The following is a 17,752-nucleotide window of genomic DNA, read 5'->3' on the forward strand; positions in this document are numbered from 1 at the left end:
GCTTCGGAAGTGTCTGCTTGTGCTTAGGTGTACAAGGAATTAAATCAAGGCTGTCTAATTCAGGGTTCTGATTAAGGCTTGCTTGTTTAGGGCTTCTAATGAAGAAAAAGGAGGAACGTGATGTATGGGCATGAACCCTTCCAGTGAGCCTGAAGCTACAGTCTATCCAGGGGGACAAGCTACTCTGCAGAGCAGTGAAGCTCCGCGCACCCTATGGCGTAACAGGACGTTCCGCAGAATCCTGTACGGGTATGGCATATCTGTTTTTGGGGACTGTTTTAATAGTATTGCCATCAGTCTGTGGGTACTTCAGACAACGGGCAGTGCTAAGAGCATGGCTGCTGTGCAGATCTGCAATATGGTGGTCAGTTTTCTATTTGGATCAGTAGCGGGTACGGTGGCCGATCGGCTGGATCGAAGAAAGCTGATGCTGGCTTCAGACGTGTTTCGCGGTGTGATCGCTTTGCTGGTTGCAGTTAGCCTGTTCAGCTGGCATGTACCTTTTCCTGTATTGCTGTTGTTGCTCTCATTATCGATGTTTTCCAGTCTGTTTCAGGCCCCAGCATTTCATGCTTCCGCTGCCAGCATCGTGGGTAAAGAACACATCCAGCAGGCAACGGGTACCATTCATCTGGTGGACAATCTGGCTCGTATCAGTGGTTTGGCGGCAGCCGGGGTCGCTGTAGCTGCGTTCGGCGGTTTTGTCGCCATCCTGATTACGGGGGCAACTTTCCTATTGTCTGCAATCTGTGTCCTGCTGGCAGGGCGTTTTCCACAGGTGATGCGTGCCAGTGGTGACCCGAAATCTTTTGCACAAGCGTGGCGCAGTTCGTTTGCTTACATCTATCAGAGTCGACTCATTCGTTCTATTGTTTTACTCAATCCGCTGCTACTTCTCTTTTTTATGTCAGCCATGATGCTCATTCAGGTGATGGCTGTTAACGTATGGAAGGCGAATCCAGTTCAATTTGGTTTGATCGAGACCTGCATTCCTCTGGGGTATATGATTGGATCAGGGGCATTGATTGCTTCGGGAAAAAGATTGAAACATCGCGGGCGCTGGGTCTTTATCGGCTTACTTGTGTTAGGGCCTGTTTATATGCTTCTGGCGAATGTATCCTCGCCTCTCGTGGCCTTGCCGCTTATCATAGGTGGAGGAGCCATGTTTGCCTGTTGCACGATGCTCACCCAGATTATGCTTCGCACCGCCGTGCCAGATGAGATGCAGGGTAGCGTTTATGGTGTCGTCGGCACCATTACGAGTACAGCGCCGATTCTGGGCCTGACGGTAGTCTCGATCTTCGCGGATCACTGGGGTGCCGCCGCCGTATTGGAAGGCGTAGGTATGATGTTGCTTGCAACAGGAATCGTTGCCATCACAACCTTGAAGTCTATTCGAACCTATACTTAGACATTCATACAAATGAAGACAGGCGGTTCTTTCAACAAGATCTTAACGAAACATCCTCTGTCACTGATCCGATCGCATAGCAAAAACCCGGAACATACGCTACATTTGCGTATTCCGGGTTAGCTTGTGTTTTCAATGATATGAAGTTCTTACTGCCAGTTCACCGTAACGGTGGCTGTTCCGCTCGCCGGTGTAGTGAATGTGTGGTTAGAACCATTTTCCCATGTAACCGTTGAACCGTTTTTCTTGAAAAATTTGAACTCCAGCTGTTTGCCTGCCGGTACGCTGACATCATAGTACCAGGTTGGGTATTGATGAATGACCTGATTGAATGCGGGTCCAATGGCAGTCGAACCGGTGCTCCAATTACCCAGTTCAGCCACATTGCCTGTCAAATAGAGGTTCTGTCCAAGCGTTGTGGACGCATTGTTTACGACGAAGCGAACCGTGACCTGATCGCCAGTCAGGATGGTGAAGTTGTTATAAGCATTGCTGTTTACCCCGCTTGCCGCAACCTTGACTGCATAGTTTCCAGCGGCTACGGAAGGGATGGTTACTTTAATCTGTGTATCTTCCCAAGATGTAATCGCTGCCCCGGTAACCGCTGTGGTGCCGAAGTAGACCGTGCCTTTCGTCGAGCCGAATCCACGGCCATCGATTGTCACCACATTACCGGGTTTCCCCATAACCGGACCGACATGACCGATAGTTGGTGTCGTTTCGGCTGTTGTGTATTGCCATACTGCCGTTGCGCCCGCAGCAAGGGTGAAGTTGTTAATACTGCCGTTCGTGGATGTGATGTTATTTCCGTTCAGCACCCCGCCAAGTACATCCGTGTATGAGCCTGTAGGCAGGGAAGTACTCAATCCTGCAATGCTTGCCGATGTGGAAAGGTTGCGGTTTACCGCGACAACGGCTACACTCTTGCCGAATTTGCGCTCATAAACATATACATCATTGTTAATCCAGCGCTGCTGCGTGGAACCGTAGGCAATGGCCGGATTGGATTTGCGCAGAGGTGCGAGTTTGCTGATGACGTTAAAAGCTGTAGTGGATTTGGAGAACGAAGGCATTTTGGTCCGGTTATCCGGATCGCCATTCCCCGTCAGATACTGTTCAGTACCATAGTAGATGGCAGGTACACCACGTGAAGTCAATGTGAAGGCCAAAGCCTGTTCCAGGCGGCGATTGTTGACCGCACTTGTTTTGAAACGATCCATATCATGGTTGTCGATAAACGTCACCTGATCGTTCACTTGGTTGTAGTCCGTAGCTGTACTGTTAATCATGGAATCCAGAGCGTACATGTTGGACGTGTTATCACGGAACACATTACGCACAGCAGAGTTGAAGCGGAAGTCGAGCAGGCTCATACCAGACTTGTTAGCAAAGTCCGTGTTATCTGCATCGGATGCAGCCGATCCCAGGAACCATTCTCCAAAAGTGAACACGGGTTTGTGTGCGTAGATGGAGGACATCCAGCTCTTTTGCCAGCCGAGAGGCATATGTTTCACCGCGTCCACCCGAATGCCGTCAACACCCATATCAAGCCACAGTTTGATGGCATCTTTGAAGTATTTGTCGATGGTCGCATTATTGTGGTTGAAGTCGGCCAGGTCATATAAGTTTTTGTAGATGCCGTTCTCCAGGGAAGAGAAGTCGGAGCCGCCATTGTGATGGAAATATCCGTTGGTATCATTGGTATAACCGCCTACCAGTGTACCGTTATCGTACAGTCTGCCATTTTCGGCAAAAGAGGTGTCGGTTTCCATCGCTGGAGAGGTGTGGTTCGGTGCAAAGTCAATGACAATCTTGATTCCTTTGGCATGAGCCGTCGTAACCAGGTTCTGAAAATCCGCCATCGTGCCAAAGTATGGATTGGTCTTTTTGAAGTCCCGAGCCCAGTAGCCGTGGTAGGCTGTGTTGGTTACACCGCTGTAGTTGATCGTTGCAAAAATATTTTCGACAGGCTGGGAGATCCACAACGCTGTGACACCCAGATCACTGAAATAGTTATCGTTGATTTTGTTGATTAACCCTTGCCAGTCTCCGCCGCAGTACAGCTTCAAGTTGCTGCATGTGGCATCATAAGCGGCTCCGGTGGGGTTGTTGGAGGGATTGCCGTCCAAAAAGCGATCCGTAAATACTTGGTAAATCACATCCGTACTGAAGCTCTGTTTGTTGGTCACAGCGGTGTCCGGATCGGCGTATACAGCGGAAGCTGGCAAGAACGGCAGTGCGCTGCCGGCAAGCAAGCCGAGGGTCAGTGTGGTGCTAAGAAATGCGCGTTTGGCCATTTGAAACATGGTAATCCACCCTTCGTGAATGTAGTAGTTTTTGATAAACAACCAACGGACTTTGAATTATAGCGCTTACAATAGTACAGGTTGATTCACTGAATTGTTTGCATTCCTCCTTCCGGGCGCAAACGCAGACAACCCCGGTATCTCCTTGGGGAGTTACCGGGGTTGTCCTAAACCGCTGGGGTTTAAAAGCATAGCCCTCGAGTTATGATCACAACGCTATCTTAAGAAAATTTGGTTTTTATGTCAATAACTTTTTTATGAGTGTTTTTTTTCTATTTTTATATTTACAAAAGTATCCCGCTCGATTTAAACTATTCGCAGATTCAATTAAATTAAGGGCTATGCTTTCCGGATCAGCTTGTAATTCGGCTGACCTATCCGGGACAACCCCGTCTCTCCTGAGGCGGGGTTGTTTGTATTCACCTGAGATTCACAGCAGAATCCGGGGGAGGTTTGCTTAGTTAGTTTGTCCTGAGGGAAAAGGAAGAGAGAGGCGGTTGATGGCAGTGAGCACAGGATCGGTTATAGCGTGTCTGAAAAACATTCAGGCATCGCAGCTCGGCAATAAGAGAAACATTTACGTATATCTTCCGTCAGGTTACGAGGAGCAGATTGAACGGCATTACCCGGTGTTGTACGTTCATGCAGGACAGCGGGCTTTTGGGCCATCCAGTCCGGGAAACGAAACGTGGCAGCTTGACCTGGTAGCAGATGAACTCATCTCTACTGGCCGGATTGAACCCATCATTATTGTTGCCATTGCCCACGTTCGTCCGGTTACCCGCAACGAGTTCTACCACTACGTTGACGCTGAACAGGAAGCGATCGGCATAGGAGGCTCTGGAATCGAATACGAGCAATTTATTATTGATGAGCTTAAACCGATGATTGATCAGCGATACCGGACAAAAAGGGATAGAGATAACACGGGATTACTCGGTTCCTCGGCAGCTGCATTATGCACCTTGCATATCGGGATGCGTCATCCCAATGTGTTTGGCAAGCTGATCATGATGTCTCCGTACTTTGTGGATGCACAATTGGATGTACAAGCTGAAAATGGACTGCGGGAGAAAAACTTGTATCGACTGCCGGATACCATTCCGGATGTGAACATGTGGGTGGATATCGGAGACACCGAAGGACTGTTCTTGCCTGAACAGGTGAGAAGGGTTGTACAGAAGATGCTGGATCGGGGAGCAGATGCAAAAAAGCTGGCTTACTTCGAACAGGTAGACGCTTGCCATCAGGAAGCGGATTGGGGAGCGCGAGTGCGATTCCCCCTGTTGTACATGTTCGGCCAAGAAGGACAACCGACTTCACTAGAACTGTATGGCAGAGATGTCATCGGACTGAAAGGTGGGATGAAGGTGAAGGTTCAGGCGCGGTTCCAGTGTGATAACGGTCTGAGTCAGACCTTGTTAAGCGGAGAGTATGTTTCAAACCATCCCGAAGTTCTTCAGGTTCTTGCAGATGGTACGCTGATTCCTCATGCCATAGGGAGTGCTACGATTACGCTGGAATCGGGTGATTTAACGGCTACACGAGATTATAGAGTTATATCTGAACTAACCCCCGTTGTAGAGGTCTGTATGCAGGCAAAGCTTACACCAACTTTCAGGTCTTCGGAGCCATGGGAAGAATTCATCTACGGCGGGATGGGCATGAAGCTTATGCATGCAGGTGATGGTCACTATGAAGGCTGTTATCATCTTCCGCGAGACAGTGGCTTCTCTTTCCGTTTTACCCGTGGTTTCCGGCAATTCGAGACGGATCAGGAAGGCAATCCCATAGCCAATCGCGTATTTCGTGCAACCGAAGACATGTCTCTCCACTATCATATTCAGGCTTGGGGCAGTGCATCTGCCAAAGTAGAAATAGGAGGCTTCCTCAAATGATAATCCATTCCTTCGCTCCAACACTGGACATCCCTTACTATTATCCATGCAATTTCCCCTTGATTCATGAAGTGCTTGAACGGCAGGGCTCCGTTTCAAGTCTTGCCATGCTGGCTGCCAGCCGATTATATACGCTGCCATCATGCGAAGATAACGGCTTGGTGAAGACTTATTTTCACAAGCTGGATTATGAGGAACCGATCTGGAAGATCAATGACCAGCGGGAGCTGGGCAGCTTTGAGGAAGGAAAAGTTCAGATCCGGCGGCACCTTGAAACGGGCAGACTTTTTTTGGCGACGGGCACCAGCTATCATCTGCCGTATTGCGACGATTATCACAACCCTGAGTATATTAACAAACATGTAAAACAAGGCTCACGACACTACCTGATGGATCATTGGCTTGCCGTGTATGGCATGGATGAAGACCATATGTATGTCTACGACCCTGTGTTTTACAAGTTTAAAGGCAAAGTGGAACATGCAGCTTTTCAAGATTTTTGGAGAGGGCATCAGACGATCCCTGAACTTGCGGAGGTTAAACGGAAGGAGACGCTACGAACCTACGGAACAACGGATATTCAGGCCAAAGTCCTGCTGGATTCGCAGGGGTACCGGGAGATGCTGGCCCAAGCATTGGCTACTCAGGTATATGAATTTTTGACAGGTAGAACGGTCATGGAGGGAGCACGGCGTTTTTATTTTGGACATGCTGTATCTACCAGTCTGATCGATGCACTGGAAGGAAATGCAGGAGGGAATGCAGAGAGCGAAGCCCGAATATCGAGTCTGCTTTTTGATATGCGGTGGAGCCGATATTATTTCCGGGATGTGCTCAAGGAGTCTGCTGAGTGGCTGGGTGCGCCGCTTGACCAGTACGCCAAGGAATATGAGAACATCATTCTCCGATGGGAAAAGGCCAATAGTTTGCTTCAGGTGGCAAGGTTGAAGCAGCGTGAAGGATGGCAAGCTCAGTTGTCAGGTGTAGTGCAAGAGCTAGCCGCAGATGAATACAACTGGTATTCGTCGTTAAGAAAAGCACTGCCTCAAGCTTCCACATATCCGCGGCAATCCCAAACAGATATAGACAACGCAAACGAACACAAGGCAGCTCTGCTGCGCATTGTACTGGATAGCTGCCGGGAGCTGAATGCGTATCATAACACATTCATTGCCTTGGAAGAGGGCGGTAATGCACCACTATATGGTCGGGATGGACGACTGAATTCACTGGAACTGGTGTCTTTACTAGCCGTGGTGGAGCAGGGCATTGAAGAGCATTGGGGAAAAGGCGTGGGGAACGCTCTCGCCGAGATTGCGGCTGCTTCCTTACCTGAAAGTCCGTATCGGACGGTAGGCTCGCTGGTGAATTATCTAGCACAGCAGCAGACCTTGGGCAATGATGGGGAGGGTGTGAGGTGATTGATTTTTTGCTAGAGCGCTTTGCCGCTCACGGGCAGCAACCGGCGTTTATTTGGGAGGATCAAGAGTACAGTTACGACTGGCTGGTTCGTCAGATTTTTCTCATGGGAGAATGGATCGCAAAAGAGGGGATATCGGGGCAAGTTGTCACTTTGGAAGAGGACTATTCTCCCTATGCAGCATCGGCAATGCTGGCATTGCTTGGAGCAGGGTGCATCGTGCTTCCGATCGATCGTAATTTGGTCGAAGCGAAACGGGACGAGTACGTAAAGCTTGCACATGTAGCTGTGCGCTTGGGGGTAAACTCAGGAAAGCTTTTGGTGAGACAGATACGCGAGACTCATGGAGAAGAAGCGATGCCAGCCATTTTGACTGAATTGCGACTGGAGCAGATTGGCGGCTTGGTTCTGTTCTCCTCGGGATCTACGGGAGTGAGTAAGGCGACGGTTCACCGGGCTGATCGGTTGTTACAGGTCTTTCGACGGCAGGTGCGTCCGCTACGTACCATCCCCTTCATGATGTTTGATCACATCGGCGGGGTGAATACCATGCTACAATCGCTATCCAGCGGAGGCTGCTTATGTATTGTGGCGAATCGTACTCCGGATGAAGTGTGCCGTACCATTCAGAAACATCGTGTACAGGCGCTGCCCGTATCCCCGACTTTTATGAATCTGCTGCTTCTGGGAAAACAAGATGAGCATTACGACCTTTCTAGCCTGGAAGTGGTCTCTTATGGCTCGGAAGTAATGCCTGAGTCGGTTTTGGATGCCTGGACTCGGCGCTTTCCGAGGATCAGGACGATTCAAGCTTACGGCATGTCCGAATTGGGGATTTTACCAACACGTTCTAAAGAACCGGGTTCGCTGTTATTTTCCATTCAGGATGAAGAGGTGAAGTGTCGTGTTGTAGATGGGGAGCTGCAGATTTATACCGCAACGGCGATGATGGGTTACCTGAATGCTCCGTCTCCTTTTACAGAAGACGGTTGGTTGCGAACAGGAGATGAGGCAGTGGTGGAGAGAGGATATATCCGCATCCTGGGTCGTCGTTCCGAGATTATTAACGTAGGTGGCTGGAAAGTGTACCCTGCTGAGGTGGAGAGTGTGCTTGAAGAGATGGAAGGCATTGAAGCGGCGGTAGTTACGGGAGAAGTGAGCGGGATAACAGGCCAGCAGGTGAAAGCGACAGTGCGACTCGCGGGCCCTAGTTCGCTGAAAGAGCTTCGCAGGGCTATATGGACTTATTGCCAAGACAAACTACCCGCATACAAAATTCCGCAGAAAATTGTGATCACAGAAGAAGCACTCGTCAGCTCCCGTATGAAAAAGGTCAGAAAGCCGGTATGCAAGCCGCTGGATCAGGCATAACTGTTTTATCAGAGGATGATCAGGCTCAGGTTGCACGCTAAATCGTTTGATTGGTCTTGATTCAATAAGCAATAGGCGCAAGCTGACAGAATCTAGAGTTTTAATAAGATTGACGAATCCAACAAACAGAATTGATAAAATGGTGAACGCATGAATCCGATTGGATGTGCGTTTTTTTGTTATACAGGAGAAGCGTCCCAACCCAACCCAACCCAACCCAACCCAACCCAACCCAACCCAACCCAACCCAACCCAACCCAACCCAACCCAACCCACCATTTATCCGTATATCCCAAATTTTCAAAAATGAAAAACCAAGTCTGAGGAAAGTCCAACGTAATATTCTAACGATCACCAGAAACCTTATTCGTAGCGAATAAGGGCTTTTCAAGCGCTAACGATCACCAGAAGCCTTATTTGGCAGATTTCACTGTGAAAAGTGCAATTATGGAGGTTTTTTAATGAAATAAGGTCCATCGTGATCGTTAGAATTCCAAAAGCGCTGAAATTGGGCAAATAAGGTCATCTGTGATCGTTAGAGTCAGGAAACAACATAAGGGAGGGAGGAAAGCAGGAAAACAGACAAGCAGAAATACAGAAATACAGAAATACAGAAAAAGAGCATATGGCGCTGCTAGACGTAATAGTGTGCTTTTTTATACCAAGAAGGGCCGGACGTTATTCACGTTCAGCCCTTCGGAATCTTCCCTTTCACATGTAGCCCTTCAATATCCATGCCTACATTATCAAGTAAAGGAAAGGGAAGCATGGGATGACTCACAGCATGTTGCCAGCAGTTAAGTGCACAGAAACACAGTGAGATTAATGGCAGATATCTGAAAAGCCCTTTACCAAAATCATGCTTCTGCTGGCTGTTTCACCTCACATTGCAACAAGGAGAAGCCGTATGCTTCGAGATCCAGGGTTAACTTGTTCTGTCTTGCCTCAACCGAAGCCGCAGTGTACAAGTCACGCCATACATTATGATCTCCCCATCCAAGCTCCAGTGTACGAGGCTCGTTACTGGCATTGATCACCAGTAACATACGTTCTCCCGTTTCCGAATCCACACGTTCCATAGCAAGGCAAGGGTCACCTGCTTCGGCATACATAATCTTTAACCCCGTGCTGCGCAAAGCTGCATGTTTCTTACGTACCTCAATCGTATGGATGAAAAATTCAAGCAGTTCCCGGTTCTGTTTGCTCTCGTCCCACTCCATACATTTGCGGCAACCCGGGTCATATCCACCATCCAGTCCAATCTCATCCCCATAATAGACGCAAGGTGCGCCCGGATAGGAGAAAAGCAACGTGACAGCCAATTTCATTTTGCGTATATCCCCATCACATAACGTCAGTAACCGCGGGGTATCGTGGCTACCCAGCAGGTTAAACGCGGCTTCGGTAACGGGTTGGGAGTACGCAGCAAGCAGTTTGCCAATCTCGTTGGCGAATTCGAGTCCATCCAGCTTGCCATGCACGGCATAATCCAGTACGGAGTTGGTAAAAGGGTAATTCATGACGGCATCGAACTGGTCGCCTTGCAACCACATTAATGAATCATGCCAGATTTCACCGAGCAGGTAAGCATCGGGCTTGATCGCTTTGACCGTCTGACGGAATTCACGCCAGAACTGGTGATCCACCTCGTTGGCTACATCCAGGCGCCAACCGTCAATATCCATCTCTTCGATCCAGTAGCGTGCAACCTCAAGCAGATAAGCTTTGACATCCGGGTGCTCCGTGTTGAGCTTTGGCATAAGCGGTTCGAAGGCAAAGGTTTCGTAGGTTGGAATGCCATCCTCAACCCGTGGAGGCCAATCCTTGATGTAGAACCAGTCTGCATAAGGAGAATCAGCCCCATTTTTCATTACGTCGACAAAAGGAGGAAACTCTCTTCCCGAATGGTTAAATACAGCATCCAGAACGACTCGTATACCGCGAGCATGGCATGCGTCCACTAGCATTCTCAATTGTTCATTCGTACCAAACTGAGGATCAACCTTCAGATAATCGGCGGTGTTGTATTTATGGTTGGTCGTGGCCTCGAACAATGGACAGAAATAGATGGCTGTGATCCCGAGTTTACGAAGATGGTCCAGATGGTCCATCACACCTTGCAGGTCTCCGCCAAAGAAATTGGTAGGCGTAGGCGTACCGCCCCAAGACTCAGCATTTGCTGGCGTTAGAGATGGGTCACCATTCGCAAAACGTTCGGGGAAAATTTGATAAAATACAGCATCTTTAACCCATGCAGGCGGTTCGAAAATATCAACCGGATTCATGAACGGAAAATCAAACATTTCCAGCGGATGATCCGGCAATGCCTGCTCAAATCCTCGCTCTGTCATCCACACGGAATCTTCCCCCTGGATTAGCTGAAAAGCATAACGAAGTCTGCGGTAAGGCGGAGATGTCTCGGCTTCCCAGTAGTCAAACATTTCATCCCGGGCGAAAATTCGCATAGGAATATGTGTGATCGTCCGATCCCAGGCATATTTATCCCCGGTAATCGCAATGACGGCATCCAAATCTCCTCGTTTGGACCGCAAGCGAAGATGCATGGTTGTTCGATTATACGCATAAGACCAGTTCAGTTTGGGACGATGATAAATGGCTTCTAAAATCATAGATATCACTCCTTGGCACATGGTTAAATGCAAAATAGGGGCTAGAGAATGCCGTGGAAAACGCGTAGAAAACGCAAAAAAGGCACAACCTCTCATGTTCACGAGGTTGTACCTTTCGGCAGCATAGCCTTTTGATTATACGGTTATTATACGAATTTTTATTGCAAAAGAAAACACTTTTTTCCTTAATTATCAATTAATTATGGAGCCGAGTGTGCTACATCTCGAATCCCAGTTGTTCTCCGTATGTCTTAACTTCTTTGAGGTACTGCTCGATACTCTTTTTGCCGGTAGCAATCTTGTCATTACCCTGCTTGAGGAACGTGCGGTTTACTGTTGTTTTGGACACAGCCTTTTTGAACAACTGATAACCTTCCAGTTGTGCGTAGCTGCCTCTGATCAATTTGTCATGGATTTTTTTCAACTCCGTATTCTCCGGTTTGATCTGCTTCAGCATGGAAACATATTTCGTGTAATTCGGGACAGCTGTGTTGTTTAACGTCAAAAAGAAAGATTTCCGATTGGAGGAGGTGATGTATGTGTTTCCGCCTATGGCGCTCATAGCTTTTGTTTCATAAACAGCTGCTGCCTCCAAGGCATCCAAATAATCCAGAAAATCTTGATCATCTGCCGTAAGTTCCTGTTCTTCCTGATTGATTGTCTCTTCCGTATTTACCTCGTCCGAAATCACAGTGGAATTGTCTGCAGCCGCAGCGTAATGCCCTGTTGGAAGAACTATGCCGCCGATCAATACCATACTCATCAGAATCGAAAGAATCCAATGTTTTTTCATAATGTCCGTCCCCTGTCTCTATATGCGATTTTATTCCAAGGGATAATCTAACATAAGAAGAGTTTCATTTACAGGAATAATTTAGGAATAAGTGATGAGTTAAATGAACCGGCTCTAGTACGAAAAGTACAAAGTATGGTCGGATTATTCATAAATATAAGAATATAATGTATAAATATTAATATTCTTGGATATCGTCACATCATGAAATAGAAGGATAGTTCAAGTTGCATTTAGCCCAGAAGAAGTAGGTGACAATTGACATAAGTGGTTACACCAACGTTTGATAATATCGATTAATATTATATGCATTCACCTCAAATATGCTTTTACAGCAACGTTTATAGAATAAAAGAAGCTGGCTACTAGTCGTGAATATTTTTCCAAATATGTGCTTGTCTAAATCACCCAACTCTATTACAATACAATTGATAATGAGATTCAATATCATTTAGAGTGAAAAGGGGAGACGGATTCCATGTTTCGATTCAGCAAAAAGTTATATATTTATGCAGCACTTATTCTTATGATTTCGCTTCTGGCTGGCTGTGCTTCAGGGGGAAGTGCGGGTACAACCAATACAGCAAGCTCGGCAACAAGTGGTAAAAGTGCTGAAGGTAGCACGGATGGAGATCAAGCGGTCAAAGCTACAGGCGAGACTCGGGTGATCAAACATGCCATGGGGGAAACCAAAATCACGGGAACTCTGCAACGGATCGTGACACTGTTCCAAGGTGCGAATGATGTTGTGGTAGCACTTGGCGTGAAACCGGCAGGTGTCGTGGAATCATGGGTTCAGCAGCCTGTTTATGAATATCTGCGTAAAGACTTGGATGGTGTACCGCAAGTAGGTCTGGAATCCCAGCCGAATCTGGAAGAAATCAACAAGTTGAAGCCTGACCTCATTATTGCTACCAAAATCAGAGATGAAGAGATCTATGATCAGTTGTCCCAGATCGCACCAACGGTCGTGACCGAAACGCTGTTCGATTGGAAAGAAACATTGAAGATTGCCGGGGAAGCCATGAACAAAACCGAGGCATCGAATAAACTGCTTGCCGATTGGGAGACGCGTGTAGCGGATTTCAAAGAGAAAATGGGTGACCGTCTGCCGATTGAGGCAACCATTACCAACTTCAGAGCGGATCAGGTTCGCATTTTCTACATGGGATATGCAGGTAAGATCCTGAAGGAACTTGGATTTACAAGACCAGCGGGCCACGATGCAGATAAATGGGGTGTTGAACTTACATCCAAGGAGGCCATTCCGGATATGAATGCAGACATGATTTTTAATTTCAATTCAGGTACGGATACGGCTGCGATCGAGAAGAATTATAAAGATTGGACAAGCAGTCCGCTCTGGAAAAACCTTGACGCTGTGAAAAACAATCAGCTCTACCAGGTCGATGAGGTGGCCTGGAACATGGCAGGCGGATATACATCAGCCAACATGATGCTGGACGATCTATACAAGCTGTTCAACCTGAATAAATAATAACCGGATCAGGATCTGCCATGCACCAGAACTTTCGTTAGCAAAGTGTATGGGCAGGCAGGTCTTGTTTCACTTCATAGATGAGAGAGTGAGAGTATGTTTCCTCTTTTTACCAAGGCGAGTGCCAAAATATACGGATTGTTGGGATTGTTCATTCTTATGTTACTCGCTGCAACCGCCAGCATGATTTTGGGACGAACGCCGATTACGTTTCATATGTTGTGGGATGCGGTTCAGTCCTATGATGAAACGTCAGTGGAGCATGTGGTGCTACTGACAGAGCGATTGCCACGAACGATTATCGCGGCCGTTGTAGGGGCAAGTCTGGCTGTTGCAGGTGGACTGATGCAGGCGCTGACGCGTAATCCTCTCGCATCCCCGAGTGTGTTCGGGATCAACGCAGGTGCGATTTTCTTTATTGTTATTGCTGTTGTCGTATTGTCCGTGTCTTCTTTAACGACGATGATGTGGTTTGGGTTTGCCGGGGCAGCCATATCGGCAACTATTGTATATGGTCTGGGTTCACTGGGGCGTGATGGCCTGACGCCCATCAAAATTGTATTAGCGGGTACCGCTATTTCAGCCTTGTTTGCCTCTTTTACGCAAGCGATTCTTGTGCTGGACGGCACGGGACTGCAGGATGTACTGTTCTGGCTTGCCGGTTCGGTAAGCGGTCGAACGCTGGATATGCTCTATCCGGTTCTACCTTATATGGCGGCAGCCGCACTGGTGTCGTTATTTATGGGCCGAGCTATCAATCTATTGTTAACAGGGGATGACATAGCAAAAGGCATGGGACAAAACGTACTTCTGGTGAAAGTAATGATGGGAATCGTTACGGTAGTACTCGCGGGAGGTTCTGTAGCAGTTGCCGGTTCCATAGGTTTGGTGGGTCTCGTCGTACCACATATCATGCGTGCTTTTGTTGGCAATGACTACCGCTGGCTTGTCCCGTATTGCTTCTTGGGTGGAGCGATATTGTTAATGTCAGCTGACGTCGTAGCAAGGCTTGTCATTATGCCGCAGGAAGTTCCGCTGGGTGTAATGACCGCATTGATCGGCGGACCCTTCTTCATTTATATCGCCCGTAAGGGGGTGACGAAAATATGAGGAAGATGCTGACATATCGGAATAAAAAGGACACAGTCTCCATGCAAGTGGAACGTAAGTCGATGGTTGTCATCATTGTATGCCTCATTCTGTTTCTGGTAGCAGGGGTAGTCGGAACAAGCTTAGGCAGTGACTTTATATCTCCACTGGACGTCCTTCGCACCATCTTTGGACTGAATGCGGGAGAGCATGATTTCGTCGTGCTGACACTTCGGCTTCCACGGGTATTGTTATCTCTGCTTGTCGGGGCCGCACTGGGGATGTCGGGTGCACTGCTCCAGGGAATTATCCGAAATCCACTTGCCTCACCTGATGTCATTGGCATAACTGGCGGTGCTGCGGTAGCAGCCGTAGGCTTTGTAACATTACTGGGTGGGACCGTAAGCATTAAGCTACTGCCACTCTTTGCGGTCATGGGTGCAATGGTAACAGCATTCATCATTTATATCCTTGCCTGGAAAAAAGGAGTGAGTCCGATCCGGCTGGTGCTGATCGGTATAGGCGTATCGGCTATAACGGGCGCTGGCACGACCTTTATGTTGATTCTAAGCCCCTTTTATACAGCAAGTCAGGCTTATATCTGGCTAACTGGCAGCATCTATGGAGCCACATGGACAGATATTCAGACGATATTACCTGTGATTGTCATCGTCCTGCCTCTTGCCCTGTGGTTTGGCCGCAGTCTGAATGCACAGGAGTTCGGAGATGACCTTGCCACAGGGCTTGGCGTGACGGTGCAGTGGCATCGATCTGCCTTGTTATTGTGCAGTGTGCTGTTAGCCGGGATCGCTGTTTCTGTCGCCGGCACGATCGGTTTTGTTGGTTTGATTGCCCCGCATATTGCACGAAAACTGGTAGGGCGGATGTTTGGCAGCTTGCTGCTGGTATCCGGCTTTGTAGGTGCTTTATTGGTATGTATAGCCGATCTCATTGCCCGAACGGCGTTTCTGCCGCTGGATATCCCTGCAGGCGTATTTACCGCAGGTATTGGAGCACCGTTTTTCCTGTATCTATTATTTAAGAATCGAAACCATTATTGAGGGGGAGAGAGCCGTGAGTATTCTGGAAGCCAAGCAGCTTACCATCTCCTATGGAGCAGATCCGATTATAGAAAACCTGAACCTGACCATTCCGAAGGGAGAGATTACCGTCCTGATCGGCAGTAATGGTTGCGGAAAATCGACATTGCTACGTACGATGGCTAGACTGTTGAAGTCCAGTTCAGGCACCGTGTTGCTGGATGGTGAAGAGATTGCAAAGCTACCCACCAAAGAAATCTCAAGACGCATGTCTATTCTGCCTCAAGGACCAACGGCACCGGAAGGTTTGACCGTGAATCAGCTGGTTCGCCAAGGACGCTATCCTCATCAGACATGGCTTAAACAATGGTCGCGTGAGGATGAGCGCATGGTTGAACTGGCTCTTGCGTCTACACATCTGACAGAACTTGCAGATCGCCCTGTTGATGCGTTATCCGGTGGTCAGCGTCAACGGGCATGGATCGCGATGACCTTGGCACAAGGTACGGAAACATTGCTGCTGGATGAGCCTACGACGTATCTGGATATGACACATCAGATTGATATTCTCGATCTGCTGTTTGAATTAAATGAAAGGGAGGGGCGTACCATCGTGATGGTGCTTCACGACCTGAATCTGGCCTGCCGATACGCACATCATATCGTTGCGGTGCACAACAAGTCCATCTATGCAGAGGGTAAACCGGAGGATATTATCACTCGTGACCTTGTGCGAAACGTGTTTCAGATGGAGTGTGATATTGCTGTAGACCCGTTATTCGGTACGCCAACCTGTATCCCGCACGGAAGAGGCAGGAAGCTGCATGAAACGCAGCAACGTTATACACAGATGGCTTGATGAACAGGAGTTTCAAGCACCATCTGTTTGGTACCCAGAGTGCTGAATTGGCAGGTTTTCTAGGCCTTTTTGAAAAGCCTAGATCGTCACTGAACATAGGTGTATACGTCATATTTCTACGATCATCCACCCTTTAAATATTCCTCAGTACCATCATTATATCGTCATGGGGATAACAAAACAGGCAAGCAGAGGATTTGGAAACTCCAGGGCTTGCCTCGTTTGTTATGCCTATGTATGCAGTACTCCACGATTACAAAGCCAATACTTTTCAGAAATAAAGATATTTTTTCCTTAAAAGTTTCATATTGACAACAGGTGAATAATTACCATAAAATAGATTTTGCATGATACTGATAATCATTATCAATAAAATCAACCGATAGGAAGGTCGGATATGAATTTACTTCGTTCCAAAAGTTCCGTATTTCCAGAAGGTTTTGAGAATCTACAGAATCGGCTGATTCTGAACAAAGCAAGAGAGATGGGGATCGGGTGCGAGTTGCTGGTGGATGGTTGTGAGGATTTTCTAAAACTGTCCCTGGAGCACAAACAGATCATCATTAACAAAACGAGAACTCACCGGCTACCGCTGATCGCAGGGTTGCTTGCCAAGAATAAACAGGCATGTAATCTGATCCTGCATGAACAGGGGATGCCCGTTCCCCCTCATATCGTTGTAGCAGGTATGGGAGAAGAGGCCGAAATTTTCCTTCATCAATACAGTTCCATCGTAGTCAAACCGCTGGATTCGAGCAGCAGTCAGGGGGTTACGCTGGATGTACGCACCGCTACTGAGTTGGAAGCGGCAATTCAGCTCGCAACCCAATACGGCAGTAGCATCCTGCTACAACAATATGTCATTGGAACCGACTACCGGGTGTTAATTATCAACGAACAGGTAGCGGCGGTTAACCAATACCGTCCTGTGTATGTGACGGGCAACGGCAGTTCATCTGTCCGTGGACTGATTGAAATGCTGAACCGGAACCGCATCCAGGACACAGAGATCGGTGCGTACGAAGCTTTCCCCGCGATTGACCTAGAAAATACTCATTTGCTGGATACGTTGCGTAAGCAAGGACTTGCTTTGAATGATGTGGCCCCCGTGGATCAGGAGATTGAGCTGTATGATCTCCGTAATTCGGCGGCCGGAAAGATCAGTGAATTTTACAGGGATTGCACGGATGACATTCACCCTGATAATGCCCGCATGATGATACAGGCAGCCCAAGCGCTCCAGATTGACGTTGCAGGTATAGATGTTCGTTGCAAGGACATCCGAGTACCCATTACAACGGAACAGGGAGGCATTCTGGAGGTCAACGCCCTGCCAGATCTGACTCACCATGTATATCCACATGGCGGCACGACAAGAGACGTTGTGCGTCAATATTTGGAATATCTCAGTCAGAGTTAGCGGTTAGCACGATTCAA

General features: G+C 48.0%; 12 protein-coding genes. 9 read left to right on the forward strand and 3 right to left on the reverse strand.

Going from position 1 to position 17,752, the window contains the following annotated elements:
- The first annotated feature begins 124 nt into the window (after window positions 1-124).
- Window positions 125-1,411 carry an MFS transporter gene (locus tag FS818_RS15050; RefSeq protein WP_145332989.1) on the forward strand — a complete coding sequence of 429 codons (1,287 nt, stop codon included), beginning with the start codon at window positions 125-127 and terminating at the stop codon, window positions 1,409-1,411.
- A gap of 149 nt (window positions 1,412-1,560) precedes the next feature.
- On the opposite strand, the gene FS818_RS15055 is transcribed toward FS818_RS15050, so the two are convergent.
- Complete coding sequence (locus FS818_RS15055) at window positions 1,561-3,717, reverse strand: alpha-amylase family glycosyl hydrolase (RefSeq protein ID WP_145332990.1); 2,157 nt, start codon at window positions 3,715-3,717, stop codon at window positions 1,561-1,563.
- Window positions 3,718-4,217: 500 nt separating this feature from the next.
- Here FS818_RS15055 and FS818_RS15060 point away from each other — a divergent pair, with 500 nt between their 5' ends.
- The 3 genes from FS818_RS15060 to FS818_RS15070 are packed head-to-tail and all read left to right on the forward strand — an operon-like array spanning window position 4,218 to window position 8,406.
- Complete coding sequence (locus FS818_RS15060; protein WP_260984841.1) at window positions 4,218-5,615, forward strand: alpha/beta hydrolase; 1,398 nt, start codon at window positions 4,218-4,220, stop codon at window positions 5,613-5,615.
- The gene (locus FS818_RS15065) at window positions 5,612-7,036 is read left to right on the forward strand and encodes a cysteine peptidase family C39 domain-containing protein (RefSeq protein ID WP_145332991.1); all 1,425 of its coding nucleotides are present in this window, start codon (window positions 5,612-5,614) and stop codon (window positions 7,034-7,036) included. The genes FS818_RS15060 and FS818_RS15065 overlap by 4 nt, the downstream gene beginning before the upstream one ends.
- A complete protein-coding gene (locus tag FS818_RS15070; protein ID WP_145332992.1) occupies window positions 7,033-8,406 on the forward strand; it encodes a class I adenylate-forming enzyme family protein in 1,374 nt (457 codons plus the stop codon). Before FS818_RS15065 ends, FS818_RS15070 begins: the two co-directional genes overlap by 4 nt.
- An 857-nt stretch (window positions 8,407-9,263) precedes the next feature.
- On the opposite strand, the gene FS818_RS15080 is transcribed toward FS818_RS15070, so the two are convergent.
- A complete protein-coding gene (locus FS818_RS15080) occupies window positions 9,264-11,036 on the reverse strand; it encodes a glycoside hydrolase family 13 protein (RefSeq protein WP_145332994.1) in 1,773 nt (590 codons plus the stop codon).
- Between the two features lie 217 nt (window positions 11,037-11,253).
- Window positions 11,254-11,829: a hypothetical protein gene (locus FS818_RS15085; RefSeq protein WP_145332995.1), complete on the reverse strand. Its 576-nt coding sequence runs from the start codon at window positions 11,827-11,829 to the stop codon at window positions 11,254-11,256.
- 478 nt (window positions 11,830-12,307) lie between these two features.
- Here FS818_RS15085 and FS818_RS15090 point away from each other — a divergent pair, with 478 nt between their 5' ends.
- The 5 genes from FS818_RS15090 to FS818_RS15110 all read left to right on the forward strand — a co-directional run bounded on the left by FS818_RS15090 (window position 12,308) and on the right by FS818_RS15110 (window position 17,735).
- On the forward strand, window positions 12,308-13,327 hold the full coding sequence (locus FS818_RS15090; RefSeq protein ID WP_145332996.1) for an ABC transporter substrate-binding protein: 1,020 nt from the start codon (window positions 12,308-12,310) through the stop codon (window positions 13,325-13,327).
- A 96-nt stretch (window positions 13,328-13,423) separates the two neighbouring features.
- Window positions 13,424-14,437 carry a FecCD family ABC transporter permease gene (locus FS818_RS15095; RefSeq protein ID WP_145332997.1) on the forward strand — a complete coding sequence of 338 codons (1,014 nt, stop codon included), beginning with the start codon at window positions 13,424-13,426 and terminating at the stop codon, window positions 14,435-14,437.
- Window positions 14,434-15,477 carry a FecCD family ABC transporter permease gene (locus FS818_RS15100; RefSeq protein ID WP_145332998.1) on the forward strand — a complete coding sequence of 348 codons (1,044 nt, stop codon included), beginning with the start codon at window positions 14,434-14,436 and terminating at the stop codon, window positions 15,475-15,477. Before FS818_RS15095 ends, FS818_RS15100 begins: the two co-directional genes overlap by 4 nt.
- A gap of 13 nt (window positions 15,478-15,490) precedes the next feature.
- Window positions 15,491-16,315, forward strand: coding sequence for an ABC transporter ATP-binding protein (locus FS818_RS15105; RefSeq protein WP_145332999.1), 825 nt, complete (start codon window positions 15,491-15,493; stop codon window positions 16,313-16,315).
- Between the two features lie 397 nt (window positions 16,316-16,712).
- The gene (locus FS818_RS15110; protein WP_145333000.1) at window positions 16,713-17,735 is read left to right on the forward strand and encodes an ATP-grasp domain-containing protein; all 1,023 of its coding nucleotides are present in this window, start codon (window positions 16,713-16,715) and stop codon (window positions 17,733-17,735) included.
- Window positions 17,736-17,752: the final 17 nt, after the last annotated feature.

The sequence above is a fragment of the Paenibacillus xylanexedens genome (genome assembly GCF_007680605.1).
GTDB lineage: Bacteria > Bacillota > Bacilli > Paenibacillales > Paenibacillaceae > Paenibacillus > Paenibacillus xylanexedens_B.

What these genes read in the sequence shown, in the direction of transcription:
- FS818_RS15050 (WP_145332989.1), top strand. Translation starts at nt 125, where the DNA reads ATGGGCATGAACCCTTCCAGTGAGCCTGAAGCTACAGTCTATCCAGGG.
- FS818_RS15055 (WP_145332990.1), bottom strand. Translation starts at nt 3,717, where the DNA reads ATGTTTCAAATGGCCAAACGCGCATTTCTTAGCACCACACTGACCCTC.
- FS818_RS15060 (WP_260984841.1), top strand. Translation starts at nt 4,218, where the DNA reads ATGGCAGTGAGCACAGGATCGGTTATAGCGTGTCTGAAAAACATTCAG.
- FS818_RS15065 (WP_145332991.1), top strand. Translation starts at nt 5,612, where the DNA reads ATGATAATCCATTCCTTCGCTCCAACACTGGACATCCCTTACTATTAT.
- FS818_RS15080 (WP_145332994.1), bottom strand. Translation starts at nt 11,036, where the DNA reads ATGATTTTAGAAGCCATTTATCATCGTCCCAAACTGAACTGGTCTTAT.
- FS818_RS15085 (WP_145332995.1), bottom strand. Translation starts at nt 11,829, where the DNA reads ATGAAAAAACATTGGATTCTTTCGATTCTGATGAGTATGGTATTGATC.
- FS818_RS15090 (WP_145332996.1), top strand. Translation starts at nt 12,308, where the DNA reads ATGTTTCGATTCAGCAAAAAGTTATATATTTATGCAGCACTTATTCTT.
- FS818_RS15095 (WP_145332997.1), top strand. Translation starts at nt 13,424, where the DNA reads ATGTTTCCTCTTTTTACCAAGGCGAGTGCCAAAATATACGGATTGTTG.
- FS818_RS15100 (WP_145332998.1), top strand. Translation starts at nt 14,434, where the DNA reads ATGAGGAAGATGCTGACATATCGGAATAAAAAGGACACAGTCTCCATG.
- FS818_RS15110 (WP_145333000.1), top strand. Translation starts at nt 16,713, where the DNA reads ATGAATTTACTTCGTTCCAAAAGTTCCGTATTTCCAGAAGGTTTTGAG.